We start from the raw sequence: 15,635 nt of genomic DNA, 5'->3' as shown, positions 1-15,635 counted from the left end.
GGACGCCCCCTCTCAAACTGTTTTCTCAGGCTCAGCCGTTGCTGGCCAGCAGCGAGACCTTGCGGCCGACAGCCTCGCCATCCTTGTCGAGAAGGCGGGTCGGGTAGTCGCCGGTGAAATAATGATCGGTGAACTGCGGACGCGCATCGTTGCGGTCCTCGCCGCCAACGGCGCGGTACAGGCCGTTGATCGACAGGAACTGCAGGCTATCGCAGCCGATATATTTGCACATCGCTTCCAGGTCTTCATACTGGTTGGCGAGAAGCTTATCGCGATCCGGCGTGTCGATGCCGTAGAAGTCCGGGTAATAGATCATCGGGCTGGCGACGCGCAGATGCACTTCCTTGGCGCCGGCATCGCGGATCATCTGTACGATCTTCAGCGAGGTGGTGCCGCGCACGACCGAGTCGTCAACCAGCACGACGCGCTTGCCGGCGATCATCGCGCGGTTGGCGGAATGCTTCAGTTTGACGCCGAGCGCACGGATCTGCTGCGTCGGCTCGATAAAGGTGCGGCCGACATAGTGGTTACGGATGATGCCGTATTCGAACGGAATACCGCTTTCCTGCGCATAACCCAGCGCTGCCGGCGTGCCGCCATCCGGTACCGGCACGACAACGTCGGCTTCGACCGGGGCTTCCTTGGCAAGATTGATGCCCATGTTCTTGCGGGCAACATAAACCGAACGACCACCGACGACCGAGTCGGGACGGGCGAAATAGACGTATTCGAACAAGCAGAGGCGTTCCGGCTGGCCATTGCCGGCCTTGCGGGCGTCGATGGACACCGTTCCATCCGGCTGCGTTTCGCAGATGATGACTTCGCCGTTTTCGACGTCACGCACGTATTTTGCACCGATGATATCGAGCGCGCAGGTTTCCGAGCAGAACACCGGCTTGCCATCGAGTTCGCCCATCACCAGTGGACGAATGCCGGTGGGGTCGCGGGCGGCGATCAGCTTGGTGCGGGTCATGGCCAGCATCGAATAGCCACCTTCCATCTGGCGAACCGCATCGATGAAGCGGTCGGCAGTGGAGGAGTAACGCGAACGGGCGATGAGGTGCAGGACGACTTCGGTATCCGAGGTCGACTGACAGATGGCGCCACCGGCGATCAGCTGGCGACGCAGCGTCAGGCCGTTGGTGAAATTGCCGTTATGGGCAATGGCGATGCCGCCGACTTCCAGTTCTGCAAACAGCGGCTGCACGTTGCGCAGCGCCACTTCGCCGGTGGTGGAGTAACGCACGTGGCCGATCGAGATGTCGCCGGGCAGTTTTGCCAGCGTTGCCGGGTCCGTATAATGGTCGCCCACGAGGCCCATGCGGCGTTCCGAATGGAAACGCAGGCCGTCGAACGTGACGATACCGGCTGCTTCCTGGCCACGGTGCTGCAGCGCGTGCAGGCCGAGTGCCGTCAGCGTCGCCGCGTCCGGGTGCCCCAGAATGCCGAACACGCCGCATTCTTCATGCAGCGTGTCGCCATCCAAATCATCGATAATGCCTTGCGGAACCGGCTGACTCATCTCTGCTGGCCTTTACTTTCGTATAGGAAAAACGAATAGGCCGGGCGGTCAAATCTCTTTCCCGCTGTCCGGCCTTGCTCTGTTCAGGTGCTTGATAGCACAAATGGTGACGGTTTGCTGCGTATCAAGCGCAACATATCGTCAATTATTTGTTGACGGCGCTTCGTCGGACGGCGCCTGTTCCTGACCGGTCTCACCCTGTTCAGGCTCACCGCTCAGGCGGGCACGGGCCTTGGCCTCGACATTCTCCGGCAGCGCTGCCACGAGGCGCACAACCAGCGAATCCATGAACGGCTTCGACTTGGCATTCTTCACCCAGTCCGGCTGTGCCTGCGAGCCGACCAGCCAGTTCCAGAAGGCGAGTGCGACAACCAGAAGAAGCACGCCGCGCGCCGCGCCGAACAGAAAGCCGAGCGTGCGGTCCAGCGCACCGATGCGGCTGTCGATGATGAAATCGGCGATCTTGGTGGTGATGAAGGTGATGATGATCAGCGCGATCAGAAAGACGATGCCGACGGAGGCGGCAAGCGCGATACGGTCATCGGCCGTATAGTTCTTCGCATAGGGCAGGATCAGCGGGTAAAGATAATAGGCGGCGGCAACCGAGCCGACCCAGCTGGCAATCGACAGCACTTCGCGCGAAAAGCCGCGGACCATGGCAAGCACGGCCGAAAACAGCGTGACGCCGATGACGATACCGTCGAAAATCGTGATGGGCATAAACTACCTACTCCAGAACTTAACCGGCGACGGGGCCGGAACGCGAAAGGCGATCTGGTCGCCCGTCATGACGTGTGCCGAAAAGACACTGACGTCCTTTGGCTGCCCTCTTACATCAGTCGTCTCGCTTACGGAAGATCAATCCTCATCGCTCTGTTTCCCCAATTTCTTTGCAGATCCGGCAATACGCGAGACGAGATCAGGCAGATCCTCGATCTTGGTCCAGCGGGCATTGCCGGCCTTGGGCAGTTCGGCCGAGGTGGCGGGCAGCATGGCGCCGGCGAAACCGAGCTTTTCGGCCTCCTTCAGGCGTTGCGCCGTCTGCGATACCGGGCGCACGGCGCCCGACAGGCTGATTTCGCCGAAGAAGACGCAATCTGCGGGCAGGGGGGCGCTGGCAAGCGAGGAGACCAGCGCCGAAGCGATGGCAAGATCGGCCGCCGGTTCGGAAATGCGGTAACCGCCGGCAACGTTGAGATAGACATCGTGCTGGCCGAGCCGCACGCCGCAATGGGCTTCGAGCACGGCGAGGATCATGGCGAGGCGGGATGAGTCCCAGCCGACCACGGCACGACGCGGCGTGCCGAGCGAGGTCGGCGCCACCAGCGCCTGCACCTCGACGAGAACCGGGCGCGTGCCTTCCATGCCGGCAAAAACGGCAGCGCCGGGCGATTTGGCATTGCGTTCCCCCAGAAACAGTTCGGACGGGTTGGTGACTTCACGCAGTCCCTTGTCCGACATTTCGAAGACGCCTATCTCGTCGGTCGGGCCAAAGCGGTTCTTCACTGTTCGCAGCACGCGGTAATGGTGGCCGCGGTCGCCTTCGAAATAGAGAACGGCATCGACCATGTGCTCGACCACGCGCGGGCCGGCGATCTGGCCTTCCTTGGTGACATGGCCGACGAGAACCATGGCAGCACCGGTCTGCTTGGCAAACCGGATCATCGCCTGCACGCCGGTGCGCACCTGTGTGACGGTGCCCGGCGCACTATCGGCCGTATCGCTCCACAGCGTCTGGATGGAATCGATAATGACGAGGTCTGGACGCTTGCCCTCGGAAATCGTGGCGAGAATATCTTCCACATTGGTTTCGGCAGCGAGCAGCACGTCGGTATCGGCGGCACCCAGACGCTGGGCGCGCAAACGCACCTGTGCCACCGCCTCTTCGCCCGAGACATAGATGATGCGCTGCTTGCGACGGGAGAGGGCGGCGGCGGCCTGCATCAGAAGCGTGGATTTGCCGATGCCCGGATCGCCGCCGACCAGCACGACCGAGCCGCGCACGAAACCGCCGCCGGTGGCGCGGTCGAGTTCGGAAATGCCGGTCTGGACGCGCGGAGCTTCCTCGGTCTCGCCAGACAGCGTGGTGAGCGTGACGGCGCGGCCCTTTTTCGGCACCTTACCGGGGCCGGAGCCGATGCCCCCCATCGGATCTTCCTCGACGATGGTATTCCACTCGCCGCAGCCTTCGCACTTGCCGGCCCAGCGATTATGCACCGTGCCGCAGTTCTGGCACACGAATTGGGTTTTGGGTTTTACCATGGGGAAGCGTCAGTCTCTGATATTCATAAAGTCTGCGGACGAAATATCTTGATGGCCGTGCAGTACACGAACAACCGTCAGTTCCGTTTCCGAGATGTGGAAGAAGATGATGCGCTCGCGGAATGCCAAGCTACGAAGGCCCTCTCCATATTCAGAGCGATCTACGCCTGTCAGGCCAAGACTGGCGGCTGATCGCATCTTAGCAAAGATTTCGCGGGCGAAAGCCGTAGCGGCCACAGGATTGTAAAACGCAATATGGTCGTGATCTTCGACCACATCGGCGCGGGCCTTTGTTGTCCAGACTGCGACCCTCGTTCTAATAGCCTGTCCCCGTTTTCAGCTGGCGAGAGGCGGAAAGGCGCTTGATATCCGCCATGAACTCGTCCTCGTCCTCGTAACGATGAACCCGCCCGGCATCCATATCATCCAACCCTTCCTGGATCAGCTTGCGAAGGTTTTCGTCCGCTTGCCTCAAGGTTTCGAGCGCGGCTGCGATCACCTCGTCAGCATTCTTGAACCTGCCAGCATTCACCTGCTCTTCGATGAACGCCTTCTGCTTATCACTGAGATGGATCTCGGTCATTTCGATCTCCTTTTGTTCTCTTCTAGCACGGTCCCGATTGGCTTCCAAGAGGTGAAAAAGAGATCAGTCGTTGGCGTCGATATAGCGGCGCTCGTGGCGCAGTCCGAGGCTGGTCAGCAGTTCGTAGCCGATCGTCCCGCCGGCGCGGGCGGTATCGTCAAGCGGCACGTTGGGGCCGAACAGTTCGACATAATCGCCGACACGGACATCGCCTTCCGGCACGTCGGTGATGTCGAAGATCGTCATGTCCATGGTGACGCGACCGATAACCGGCACGCGGGTATTGCCGACAAAACCGAAGGCGCCGGGCGTTCCGCCGGCGCGCAGCGGCACGCCGGAGCCGGAGAGCGAGCGCAGATATCCATCGGCATAACCGGCGGACACCACGGCAAGGCGGCTGTTGCGCGACAGCTGGTGCGTGGCGCCGTAGCTGACGGTCGAGCCGGCGGCGGCTTCGCGGATCTGGATGATGCGGGCTTCTGCCTTGGCGACGGGCTTGAGCGGCTGCATGCCATTGACCGCTTCACCGCCGTAGACGGCAATGCCGGGGCGGGTGAGATCAAAATGATATTCGGAACCGAGGAAAATGCCGGCAGAGGCGGAAAGGCTTGCCTCGATGCCTTCGAAAGCCTCGGCAACCTGTTGGAAAGCCTCAAGCTGCACGCGGCTCATCGGCGAGGACGGATTGTCGCCGCTATGCAGGTGCGACATCACAAGCACCGGCGAAAAGCTGGCCGGACGCGACACGTCTTCGACAAGCGCCAGCGCATCTTCAAGCGGCAGGCCGAGACGGTTGAAGCCGGTATCGATCTGCAGCGCGCAGGGGTGATCGTCGCGATCGGCAATGACCGACATCCAGAAGGCAAGCTGGTCTTCCGAAGCCAGAACCGGCACCAGGTCATGGTCGAAAAACACGTCTTCCTGACCCGGCCAGATACCTGAGAGCACATAGATACGGGCATCCGGCGCATAGGTGCGCAGCGTTGCGCCTTCCTGCGGCACGGCCACAAAGAAATCACGTGCACCAGCCTCGTAAAGCGCGGTGCCACAGTCTTCCAGACCGAGGCCGTAAGCATCCGCCTTGACGACGGCTGCGGTGCGGGCATTGCCGGAACGGCGCGCCATGTCACGCCAGTTATCAGCGAGCGCACCGAGATCGACGGTAAGGCGCACCGGCGCCACGTCGAACGCGTCATAGACGTTTTCGCTGTCGAACTCTTCATTTTCGGGGAGGTCGGTGATCTCGGTCATGGGGAGGCACTCATGCGATAGGTCGATTGTGCGGCGACCCTATAGGCTTAGCGGCTGGGAGGAAAGTCGCTTGGTGGGATTATGGTACAGAGATGGATCTGATGGCATCAGGCGACGCTGCGCAGATCGAAATCCGCATTGATGAGATCATAAGGCACATGAATGCGACCGTCACCGTTGACCACAACGAAGCCCCATTCGATCAACGTGACGGTATCTTCGTGAACGCGTTTCACATCGCGCCCCAGCTCTGAAGAAAGTGCCCGGTAGGTGCTGGGGCCAAGCCGTTGGAGTGTTTCGATCAACGTCCAGCGCTTCGGTGTCAGCACGGTGAAAAGCTGCTCCGGTGATGAAAAGCTGAAGGTATGATCCTGTTGCTGGCCGGTTTTCCAAGCGGCAGCAAAACCGTCCGCCGCTGCTGTCAGCGTCGCATCATCATCTCGCTGAATACGGATTTTGGCTGTCGTCATCGCTCCGTTTTCCTCATTGCACGAATGTCAGCAAGGAAATCCGCCAACATCTGGTGAACCGTAGAAAAGGCGTAAGGCATTTCGTCTTGATCGAAATGCTTGTGATCGCCTTTGCCTCTCTCGTTGTCGTAACCGATCACACGAAGCCGTCATATCCATAGAAGAGGCTGTATTTATAAGCGTGCAGGCTACCGATAACGGGGCGCGGAACCTTCCAGATCACCATTTCGACAATGGCGCCATCGGACAAAATGCTTTTGGATCGATAAAGCAGTTCCGCCTTCATGTTGGCGAGAATGCCAACATGAAGGCGGGTTGTCAAAGGAGGCCTGAATGATCCGCTGGATCACGGCTCCTCGTATTGCGTAAAGCTCGGCTCGGCCAGATCCGTAAAGCGGGTGAATTCCGACTGGAAGGCGAGCTTTACCGTGCCGGTCGGTCCGTGACGCTGCTTGGCGATGATCACGTCGGCCGTGCCCTTGACCTTGTCCATCAGGGTTTCCCATTCTGGATATTTTGGATCGGAAATGTCGCGCGGTTCCATGTTCTTCACATAATATTCCTCACGGAACACGAAGAGCACGACGTCGGCGTCCTGCTCGATCGAGCCGGATTCGCGAAGGTCGGAGAGCTGTGGACGTTTGTCTTCACGGCTTTCCACCCCACGCGACAGCTGCGACAGCGCGATGATCGGCACGTTCAGTTCCTTGCCGAGCGATTTCAGGCCGGTGGTGATCTGGGTGATTTCCTGCACGCGGTTTTCACCGGATTTGCCGGAGCCGGTCATCAGCTGGATATAGTCGACCACCAGGCAATCAAGGCCGCGCTGACGCTTCAGGCGTCGGGCGCGGGCCGACAGCTGGGCGATCGAGATACCACCGGTCTGGTCGATGAACAGCGGAACCTTCTGCATCATCTGGGAGCAGGCGACCAGCTTTTCGAAATCGGCCTCGGTAATGTCACCACGACGGATTTTTGAAGACGACACTTCGGTCTGCTCGGAAATGATACGGGTGGCCAGCTGTTCGGACGACATTTCCAGCGAATAGAAACCGACGACGCCGCCGTTCTTGGCCTTGAAGGAGCCATCCGGCTGCACTTCCGGTTCATAGGACGCAGCGATATTGTAGGCGATGTTGGTGGCAAGCGACGTCTTACCCATGCCCGGACGTCCGGCCAGCACGATCAAGTCGGAACGCTGCAGGCCGCCCATCTTGCCGTCGAGCGACATGATGCCGGTGGAAATGCCCGAAAGGTGGCCGTCACGCTCATAGGCCTGACCGGCCATGTCGATGGCGAGTGCCACCGCGTCGTTGAACGACTGGAAACCGCCGTCGTAACGACCTGTCTCTGCAAGCTCGAACAGACGACGCTCGGTGTCTTCGATCTGCGCCTGCGGCGGCATGTCGAGCGGCGCGTCATAAGCGATGTTGACCATGTCCTCGCCGATGGTGATCAGCGCGCGGCGCAGCGCGAGGTCATAGATGGCGCGGCCATAGTCTTCGGCGTTGATGATCGATACGGCTTCGGCGGCAAGACGGGCGAGATATTGCGCCACCGTCATGTCGCCGACCTTCTGGTCGGCGGGCAGGAAGTTTTTCAGCGTTACCGGCGTCGCGGTCTTGCCCATGCGGATGATGTCGCCGGCAACCTCGAAGATCTTGCGATGCAGCGGTTCGTGCAGATGCGGGGGTTTGAGAAAATCCGAGACGCGGTAATAGGCGTCGTTGTTGACGAGGATCGCGCCGAGCAGGGCCTGTTCCGCCTCGATATTGTTCGGAGCTTCGCGGTAATGCGGCTCCGCGGGCTGGGCATTGGCGAGTTTGCGCGGGACTTCGTTCATCGGTCTTTTTATCCGTCTTGGCGTTCAGTGGTCAGCACTGCTTAAGATTATCTTTTAAGAGCTGCGCGCCCGTTTCGAAACGGCTCAGCGGCAGGAAACAGCTTTCCCACAGCAGTTCACAGCCTCAAGAAAAAACGCAGCAAAGTGGCAAATCCGGTTGACTGTGCGGCGGATGCGACTCGGCTGCCGTAAATGTTGAGTCTACACGAAAATGGCACAAAAAAACGCCCGGGCGGTGAAGCCCGGGCGCTGTCTGCAGAAAACTCTGCGAAAAGACGATTACTCGTCGTCGCCGTCCTGGTCGGCTTCCGGATCGAAGAAATCTTCCGGACGCAGGGCATCTTCGTCAACGCCGTAGATGGCGTCGGCCGAGGTGAGGCTTTCGCCCTTGGACTGGCGCTCGGCTTCTTCGGCCGAACGGGCAACGTTGAGTTCGATTTCGATTTCGACTTCAGCGTGGAGGTGCAGAACAACCTTGTGCAGGCCAATGGCCTTGATCGGGGTGTTCAGGTCAACCTGGTTGCGGCCGATGTTGTAGCCTTCAGCAGCCAGGACTTCGATGATGTCGCGGGCAGCAACAGAACCGTAGAGCTGACCGGTTTCGCCGGCCGAACGGACGACGAGGAAGATCTTGCCGGCGAGCGTGTCGGCAACGGCCTGGGCTTCGCCCTTGCGCTCGAGGTTACGGGCTTCAAGGGTTGCGCGTTCGGCTTCGAAGCGCTTCTTGTTGCCTTCGTTGGCGCGCAGCGCCTTGCCGAGCGGCAGCAGGTAGTTACGGGCAAAGCCGTCCTTGACCTTTACGGTCTCGCCCATCTGGCCGAGCTTGGCGATGCGTTCAAGAAGAATGACGTCCATTGTCTTAATCCTTTCAGGTGTCAGTTCTGTTCGTTGATATCGGTAGGTGTCTGTTTGCCATCCGCAGCCCGCACCGGTGTCAGTGCGATCGTGCGGCGGGTATCGAAAAGCCCGAGGATGAGCACGGCAAAGGCCGGCAGCATCATCATCGAGGAGAGGTAGCAAAGGGTCAGCGCCGGAATGCGCCAGTCCTTGCCGAGGCTGCGGAAATGCAGCGACGCAAAACCGGCCATCAGAAAGCCGGCGCCGAAAGCGCCGCAGATCGTGGCGCCGATCATCGCCGGCACGCCACCGGCAAACATCATCAGGATGCCGGCGAGGAAGGCGAAGATGGCGTGGCGGTTCATGCGCAGTGCCGAGGGCATGTCTTCACGCGGACGCAGCGCGCGGCCGGAACGGGAAACGATGCGCACCGCGAAATAGAAGGCGGCGAACAGCATCATCACCCAGACGGCGCCCTGAACCATCGGCAGCATCAGAACGATGATCGACTTGGTCTGGGCAAGGCTCTGCTGCATCTGTGCCAGCGCCTGAGCGTCGCCGGCAAATTCGGAATTCGGGTCGTTCAGCGCGGCGCTCATGGCATCGACCAGCGAATTGGTCAGTTCCGGGCCGTAGCCGATCATCACGTCGAGGATGATCATGGCGACCGTTACCAGGCCGCAAAGGTGCATGAGGATATCCGACAGCGGATACCATGCCATCAGGTTGTCCGGGCCGCCGAGTTCGGAAGCGGGGCGCGCCAGATTGGCCAGATGCGACAGCCAGCCGGCCGGGATCAGCGTGAAGATGCCGATGGCCAGCGCAAAGTAAGGAGAAGCCAGTACGGAGCCGAGCAGGCCCGAGGTCACGATCGCGATGATGGCGGCAAGATTGCCCCAGCCAAGACCGGCGATCAGGACGGGAAGTGCGGAGGATGCATAAAGGGCAAACGCAAACGACGGCTGCGCATTCGCACCCAGCACCAGCAGGGTCGCGGCGATGCCGGCGAGAATGCCGGTCGGCAATACGTTTTTCGTCTGTGCGTTCACTGTGTCGCTGTCCTGCGTATCGAGCAGTTAGGGGAGGGCTTGTAGCCTTGAAATCCCCAACATGGGTTTTTGGCCTTTTTGGCCGGCAGTTCGATCCGATCCGCGCCCAACGCGGAAGGGAAACGACCCTCTGGTTTGGGACCAGAGGGTCGGTAGTTCAATTAAGCAACAACGTACGGCAGCAGGCCGAGGAAACGAGCGCGCTTGATGGCCTGGGCCAGTTCGCGCTGCTTCTTCTGGGAAACTGCGGTGATACGCGAAGGAACGATCTTGCCGCGCTCAGAAATGTAGCGCTGCAGCAGACGAACGTCCTTGTAGTCGATCTTCGGCGCGTTTGCACCCGAGAACGGGCAGGTCTTGCGACGACGATGGAACGGGCGGCGAGCCGGAGAAGTTTCAGCCATTGTGTATGATCCCTTCTAGCCGATTAAGCTTCACGAGCCGGACGCGGCGCGCGCTGGAAGTCGCCATCGCGACGCGGCGGGCGATCGCCGAACTCGCGGCGCGGGCCACGGTCGTCGCCGTCACGACGCGGACGGTCGTCACGGTCGCGCTTCTGCATCATGGCAGACGGACCTTCTTCGTGCTTCTCGACGGCGATCGTCATGTAGCGAAGAACGTCTTCGTTGATGCGCATCTGACGTTCCATTTCGTGCACGGCAGCAGCCGGAGCATCGATGTCCATCAGAGCGTAATGAGCCTTGCGGTTCTTCTTCATGCGGTAGGTCAGGGACTTCAAGCCCCAGTTTTCTACGCGCCCGACCTTGCCGCCGTTAGCTTCGAGGACACCCTTGTACTGTTCTACGAGGGCGTCGACCTGCTGTGCGGACATATCCTGTCGGGCAAGGAATACGTGTTCGTAAAGAGCCATGTAACTTTGCCTTTTCTTGCGTTTTAGTTCATCCGGACCTCGGCGGCTAAGCCTCAACGACTGCTCCTGGGGGCAAAAGCCCGGCAAGAAAAGTTGTTGTTTCGAGACGGTCGAGAGCGGAGACACGGGAGGCTTGGACCCTTCGGTCCGTGCGGTTCCTGATCTGGAACCCGCCCTCCGTACAGCCACCAGCCAGAAGACCGGATGTGTCGAACACGGCGGCTTATACGGATTTCTGGCGGGATAGCAAGGGCTGGCACGCAAAAGGTGAGTGGACTGCTGGCGGGTTGTTGCGCCTTGCGCCGGTTCTCGTCTGTTATCCGTTTATCTTACCCAAAGTGCCAGAGCGCCATTTTCCGTGGAAAAACCGAAAGTCGGCTGGGCAGCCTCAAGGGCTCCCCCCGTGAAGTCGAGCGTCAGTTTGTCATCTGAGCCATCAAACGTGACAACCATCCTGTTGTTGCTGGTCATGACGGAGAGTTGGGCGGAAGTGTAGCCGGTCAGCACGATGGTCAGTGCACCGTTGCTGGCGATCGTATCCGTGCCGTCTCCCCTTGCGAACAGGTATTCGGCAGAGCCGCCGCGCCTGATGTTGAAGGTGACGGTATCGTTGCCAGTGCCGCCAGATGCGGAGAGGCGTGTGCCTTCGACTAGAATACTGTCGTCTCCGTCACCGCCGGTCAGGCCAAGCACGGTATCGGCCGCGACCTTCAGCGTGTCATTGCCGTCGCCCCCATCGACGGACAGAGCCGTCGTGGCGGAAATCTCGATCTTGTCGTCGCCCATGCCGCCGGTGATGTCATTGAGGAAACGGGCTGCCAGCTTGATCTGGTCATCGCCATCGCCACCATCGATCAGGGATGTGGTCGCTGTCTTGACGATGATGCTGTCGTTCCCGGTTCCAGCCTCCACGTTGGAGACACCGCGTCCGGCAAATGTCAGCGTGTCGTCACCTTTGGTGCCGCGCGCTTGGGTGATGTAACCAAAGCTCTCGGAGACGCTGGCCTGATCATCGCTTTCGGTGCCGCCCAGTGTCAGGATCTCTATGATGCGGGAAATCGCCTTTTCCGTTGCGCTTTCGCCCGGTTCATAGGTGCTGACGGAACGGCCACTGTTCCAGGTGGGGGCTGGAGATGAGACGCGGCTGTTGCTGAACAGCTGGCTGACATACTGTCCGGCATTGGAACTGCGGTAAAACGCGTTGATGCTGACCATGGTTCATCCGGTCGGGATTGTCGCCGGCGTCGTCATTGCGCCTGCGGCGGGGCCGGGTCCATCGTCATGCCGGACCTGTTATCGGCATCCTATGCTTGCATCGGCTGTCGAGCTATCGCGGGCTTCGAAATCGGTAAATGAGGTGTGAACAGACGGCCCGCGTCTGAGGAAGTCCGTCAGAACTGCCGGTAAAGGCGCTGCAGGTCGGACGGGCGAGATGCAACCGGTTGCGAGAAAATCTCATTCTCCTCAAGGCCATCGAGAAAGGCGGAAACCGCCTTTACGCTATCATCATGCACCGGGTTCTGCGCCACATCTTCGATGCTGTCCTTTTTCAAGGGGCGCATCAGATCGAGAATTTCGACGATCTTGGCAAGCGGCGACTGGCCGGGATTGCGGGTGTCGTTTTGAAAACCGGCCTCCAGCTGGCTTTCGGGGATTAGTGACTGGCTGGGCATGGTCGTGGCCGACGAGCCCATGGCCGGGGTGACGAGCAGGGCCGCATCATTACCGGTATAAAGAGCGCGCTGGAGGGAACTGATGGCGTTGATCGTCATGTTTTTCTCTTCCGCGGTTCGGGCTGCAGATTGCAAACAAAAGGGTATTGGACGCAACGAATGCGGCCATCGGCAGCTGGTTTGTGACTGATTGACGGAAAAGCTAGCGCCGGCTTGGACGAGCGGAAAGTGCGGTGCACAAAACGCGTGCTCCGTTCGTAAACGGAATATTACCGGACAGACCACAGGCGCCGTTTGTGGCTCATGACGAGACAGATCGGGGTGGTCATCCACAGACCGTGACGAAAATTAGTGATTCCTTAAGTGGAGCGGGGGGCGAATCAGTGAATGTATCCGCGCTTGCGATCCGTTCCGCTACCTTGCTACATCGCCACCGATGAAAACTCTTATCCGTCTTGTCATTGCGTTTTGCGGTATTCTGATCTGCTGCTTTCTGGCCTTGCTCGTGGCATCGCTTGCCGCACAGGCCGGCATGCTTGGAAGCTGTTTCGAAGGCAGCTGCGGCTATGCCGCGGCGTTCCTTGTGGCGCCGCTTCTGTCTCTCGGATTTATCATACTGTTTTTTATCGGGTGGCGGAAACTGCGACGGCGTCGTCGGGGTGTTTGAACGCAAAACGGCACGCAGTCGCCCGCGTGCCGCCAATAGACAAAACTGTGTGTCCCGCCTCAGATCGGCGCCGGATACTGCCGATGAGCTTTGGCGATATCAGCCAGCACCGCGTCCGACAGCGTGATGTCGGCAGCGCCGATATCGGACTTCAGCTGATCCATCGTGGTCGCGCCGATGATGACCGAGGCCATGAACGGGCGCGTCAGGCAGAAGGCCAGCGCCATCTGTGCCGGATCGAGGCCATGTTTTCTGGCGATCTCGACATAGGCCGCGACGGCCGGTTCCTGATGCGGCTGCAGGCGTCCGCCAAGATTTTCGTTGATCGTCGCGCGTGAACCCGTCGGGCGGGCGCCGGCCAGATATTTGCCGGAGAGAAGGCCGGCGGCCAGCGGCGAGTAGGCCAGCAGACCGACATCGCCGTGACGCGACACTTCCGCCATGTCGAGATCGAAGGTGCGGTACAGCAGGTTGTACTCGTTCTGGATCGAGACGACGCGCGGAAAATCTTTTTCTTCCGACTGACGCAGATATTGCATCGTGCCCCACGCGGTTTCGTTGGAAAGGCCGATCGTGCGGATCTTTCCGGCCTTCACCAGTTCATCCAGCGTTTCCAGCTTCTGAGTGATGCCGGTCACCGACTGTTCGCGGTCCTGCTCGAAGGCATTGAAATCCCATGCGCCGCGAAAATGGTAATGCGGGCGGTTCGGCCAGTGGATCTGGTAGAGATCGATATAATCGGTCTGCAAACGGCGCAGGCTGGCGTCGACCGCTTCGCGAATGGTCTCCGGCTTGATCGGGCGACCGTCACGGATATGCGGGCGACCGCCGCCGGCGATCTTGGTGGCGAGAACGATATCGTCGCGCTTGCCGCGGTTTTTCAGCCATGTGCCGATATGTTCTTCGGTGCGGCCATAGGTGTCGCCGCTGACCGGCGTGGTCGGATAAAGTTCGGCGGTGTCGAAAAAGTTGACGCCCTTAGAGACGGCGTAATCCATCTGCTCATGGGCTTCCGCTTCCGTGTTCTGCGTACCCCAGGTCATGGTGCCGAGGCAGATTTCCGAAACGGAAATGTCCGTCCGGCCGAGTTTGTTGAATTTCATGGAAAAATCGTCCCGTCTTTGAAGGGCTCGAACTTAAGCGGGATTTGCGGTCACGCAAGGGAAGAATGCAGCCGTTTCGCGGCGAGATCGCGAAAACTTTATGTCGCCGGGGTCGAAAATGCAGAAAAAGTTCTAATTCATCCCAAAGTGGCGCGTCTCGGCTCTGAAAACCGAGCGTGTGTAGAATAAATTTGCGGAGGAATGCATGGCCGATAACGGTGTGCAATTTGACGAACGCGGTTTCCCGGATGCGGGTGATCCACCAAAGACCGGGCGCTGGAAACTCATCGGCCCGGGCATCGTGGTCGCCGTCACCGGCGTCGGTGCAGGCGATCTGGTTGCCACGCTGATTGCCGGCTCGCGTTTCGGCTACGCATTGTTATGGGCCGCGGTGATCGGCTGTATCGTCAAGATTGCGCTCGCCGAAGGCTCGGCGCGCTATCACCTCGCCACCGGCTCCACCATGCTGGACGGCTGGAAGTCGCTCGGCAAATGGACGAGCTGGTATTTTGGCATCTACATCATGATCTGGGGCTTTGTGTATGGCGCAACCGCCATGAGCGCGACGGCGCTGCCGCTTGCAGCCCTTTTCCCATTCCTGCCGCTTTGGGCCTGGGCGATGATGTCCGGCCTCGTCTGCGCGGCCTTCGTGGCCTTCAACCGCTATGAAGTCTTCGAGAATGTGATGAAGCTCTTCATCGCCATCATGTTCATCATCGTCGTCGGTATCGCCATTCTCGTCGTGCCGGATGTCGGTGCGGCTCTGACAGGCCTCATTCCCACCATTCCGGAAGGCTCGGCAATCTATACGCTCGGCCTGATCGGCGGCGTCGGCGGCACCATCACCATGGCCTCCTACGGTTACTGGGTGAATGCCAAGGGCTGGCGCACGCCGGCCTGGATGGGCGTCATGCGCCTCGACAACCGCGTCGCCTATATCATGACCGGCATTTTTGTCGTCGCCATGCTGATCGTCGGTGCCGAACTGCTCTATACCGCGCAGATCGCTCTTTCGACCGGCGATCGCGGTCTGCTCGATCTCGACAAGGTTCTGCAGGATCGTTTCGGTCCGTTCGTGGCCAAGGCATTCCTGTTCGGCTTCTTCGCCACCACCATCTCCTCCATTCTCGGCGTCTGGCACGGCGTGTCGCTGCTGTTTGCCGATTTCGTCCGCACAGTGCGTGGCGGCGAGAGCGGTTCGCGTGAAGGTCTGGAAAAGACGCCGGCCTTCAAGTTCTACCTGTTCTGGCTCACCATTCCGCCGATGGCGCTTTTGTGGTTCGGTCGCCCGTTCACGCTCGTCATCATCTATGGCGCGCTCGGTGCCTTCTTCATGCCGTTCCTCGCCATCACCCTCATCTGGCTGCTGAATTCCTCCCGCGTGCCAAAAGAATGGCGCAACGGCTGGCTGTCTAACGGCCTGCTCGGTGCATCCGCGCTGCTGTTCGTGGTGCTGTGCGTCAATGAGGTTATCGGTCTCGTTTCGGGCGGTTAACAGGGGGTA

At 59.9% G+C, this 15,635-nt stretch carries 18 protein-coding genes; 1 reads left to right on the top strand and 17 read right to left on the bottom strand.

Annotation, left to right across the window (positions count from 1 at the left end):
* Positions 1 to 31 precede the first annotated feature (31 nt).
* From purF to AAIH70_RS02790, 17 genes are all read right to left on the bottom strand, one after another.
* Complete coding sequence (gene purF, locus AAIH70_RS02870; protein ID WP_132273058.1) at positions 32 to 1,522, bottom strand: amidophosphoribosyltransferase; 1,491 nt, start codon at positions 1,520 to 1,522, stop codon at positions 32 to 34.
* A 141-nt stretch (positions 1,523 to 1,663) separates the two neighbouring features.
* The gene (locus AAIH70_RS02865) at positions 1,664 to 2,242 is read right to left on the bottom strand and encodes a CvpA family protein (RefSeq protein WP_132273059.1); all 579 of its coding nucleotides are present in this window, start codon (positions 2,240 to 2,242) and stop codon (positions 1,664 to 1,666) included.
* A gap of 138 nt (positions 2,243 to 2,380) precedes the next feature.
* The gene (gene radA / locus AAIH70_RS02860; RefSeq protein WP_132273060.1) at positions 2,381 to 3,784 is read right to left on the bottom strand and encodes a DNA repair protein RadA; all 1,404 of its coding nucleotides are present in this window, start codon (positions 3,782 to 3,784) and stop codon (positions 2,381 to 2,383) included.
* A gap of 9 nt (positions 3,785 to 3,793) precedes the next feature.
* Positions 3,794 to 4,105, bottom strand: coding sequence for a type II toxin-antitoxin system RelE/ParE family toxin (locus AAIH70_RS02855; protein ID WP_132273061.1), 312 nt, complete (start codon positions 4,103 to 4,105; stop codon positions 3,794 to 3,796).
* The gene (locus AAIH70_RS02850) at positions 4,101 to 4,367 is read right to left on the bottom strand and encodes a type II toxin-antitoxin system ParD family antitoxin (protein WP_132273062.1); all 267 of its coding nucleotides are present in this window, start codon (positions 4,365 to 4,367) and stop codon (positions 4,101 to 4,103) included. The genes AAIH70_RS02855 and AAIH70_RS02850 overlap by 5 nt, the downstream gene beginning before the upstream one ends.
* A gap of 63 nt (positions 4,368 to 4,430) precedes the next feature.
* Positions 4,431 to 5,618: an alanine racemase gene (gene alr / locus AAIH70_RS02845; protein WP_132273063.1), complete on the bottom strand. Its 1,188-nt coding sequence runs from the start codon at positions 5,616 to 5,618 to the stop codon at positions 4,431 to 4,433.
* Between the two features lie 107 nt (positions 5,619 to 5,725).
* Positions 5,726 to 6,088 carry a transcriptional regulator gene (locus AAIH70_RS02840; protein ID WP_132273064.1) on the bottom strand — a complete coding sequence of 121 codons (363 nt, stop codon included), beginning with the start codon at positions 6,086 to 6,088 and terminating at the stop codon, positions 5,726 to 5,728.
* Entirely contained in the window at positions 6,085 to 6,228 is a 144-nt protein-coding gene (locus AAIH70_RS02835) for a toxin-antitoxin system TumE family protein (RefSeq protein ID WP_348639714.1), read from the bottom strand. Before AAIH70_RS02835 ends, AAIH70_RS02840 begins: the two co-directional genes overlap by 4 nt.
* Positions 6,225 to 6,410 (bottom strand): hypothetical protein, encoded by a 186-nt coding sequence (locus AAIH70_RS02830; protein ID WP_348639715.1) that lies wholly within the window; start codon positions 6,408 to 6,410, stop codon positions 6,225 to 6,227. The genes AAIH70_RS02835 and AAIH70_RS02830 overlap by 4 nt, the downstream gene beginning before the upstream one ends.
* 24 nt (positions 6,411 to 6,434) lie before the next feature.
* Positions 6,435 to 7,931 carry a replicative DNA helicase gene (locus AAIH70_RS02825; protein ID WP_132273065.1) on the bottom strand — a complete coding sequence of 499 codons (1,497 nt, stop codon included), beginning with the start codon at positions 7,929 to 7,931 and terminating at the stop codon, positions 6,435 to 6,437.
* Positions 7,932 to 8,210: 279 nt separating this feature from the next.
* Positions 8,211 to 8,786, bottom strand: a complete 576-nt coding sequence (gene rplI / locus AAIH70_RS02820; protein WP_132273066.1) for a 50S ribosomal protein L9 — start codon at positions 8,784 to 8,786, stop codon at positions 8,211 to 8,213.
* 20 nt (positions 8,787 to 8,806) lie between these two features.
* Entirely contained in the window at positions 8,807 to 9,817 is a 1,011-nt protein-coding gene (locus AAIH70_RS02815; RefSeq protein ID WP_430033039.1) for a DUF2232 domain-containing protein, read from the bottom strand.
* Positions 9,818 to 9,978: 161 nt separating this feature from the next.
* Positions 9,979 to 10,221 carry a 30S ribosomal protein S18 gene (gene rpsR / locus AAIH70_RS02810; RefSeq protein ID WP_132273068.1) on the bottom strand — a complete coding sequence of 81 codons (243 nt, stop codon included), beginning with the start codon at positions 10,219 to 10,221 and terminating at the stop codon, positions 9,979 to 9,981.
* A 23-nt stretch (positions 10,222 to 10,244) separates the two neighbouring features.
* On the bottom strand, positions 10,245 to 10,688 hold the full coding sequence (rpsF, locus tag AAIH70_RS02805) for a 30S ribosomal protein S6 (RefSeq protein WP_112728512.1): 444 nt from the start codon (positions 10,686 to 10,688) through the stop codon (positions 10,245 to 10,247).
* A gap of 324 nt (positions 10,689 to 11,012) precedes the next feature.
* A complete protein-coding gene (locus AAIH70_RS02800) occupies positions 11,013 to 11,903 on the bottom strand; it encodes an RTX toxin (RefSeq protein WP_132273069.1) in 891 nt (296 codons plus the stop codon).
* Positions 11,904 to 12,079: 176 nt separating this feature from the next.
* On the bottom strand, positions 12,080 to 12,460 hold the full coding sequence (locus AAIH70_RS02795) for a hypothetical protein (RefSeq protein WP_132273070.1): 381 nt from the start codon (positions 12,458 to 12,460) through the stop codon (positions 12,080 to 12,082).
* A 627-nt stretch (positions 12,461 to 13,087) separates the two neighbouring features.
* Positions 13,088 to 14,131 carry an aldo/keto reductase gene (locus AAIH70_RS02790; protein ID WP_132273071.1) on the bottom strand — a complete coding sequence of 348 codons (1,044 nt, stop codon included), beginning with the start codon at positions 14,129 to 14,131 and terminating at the stop codon, positions 13,088 to 13,090.
* Between the two features lie 205 nt (positions 14,132 to 14,336).
* On the opposite strand from AAIH70_RS02790, the gene AAIH70_RS02785 reads away from it, so the two are divergent.
* Positions 14,337 to 15,626, top strand: coding sequence for an Nramp family divalent metal transporter (locus AAIH70_RS02785; protein WP_132273072.1), 1,290 nt, complete (start codon positions 14,337 to 14,339; stop codon positions 15,624 to 15,626).
* Positions 15,627 to 15,635 lie beyond the last annotated feature (9 nt).

It is taken from the genome of Neorhizobium sp. BT27B (genome assembly GCF_050455485.1).
Lineage (GTDB): Bacteria > Pseudomonadota > Alphaproteobacteria > Rhizobiales > Rhizobiaceae > Neorhizobium.
Note: the sequence above shows the minus strand (reverse complement) of the source record. Positions and strands in the feature narration are given on the sequence as shown.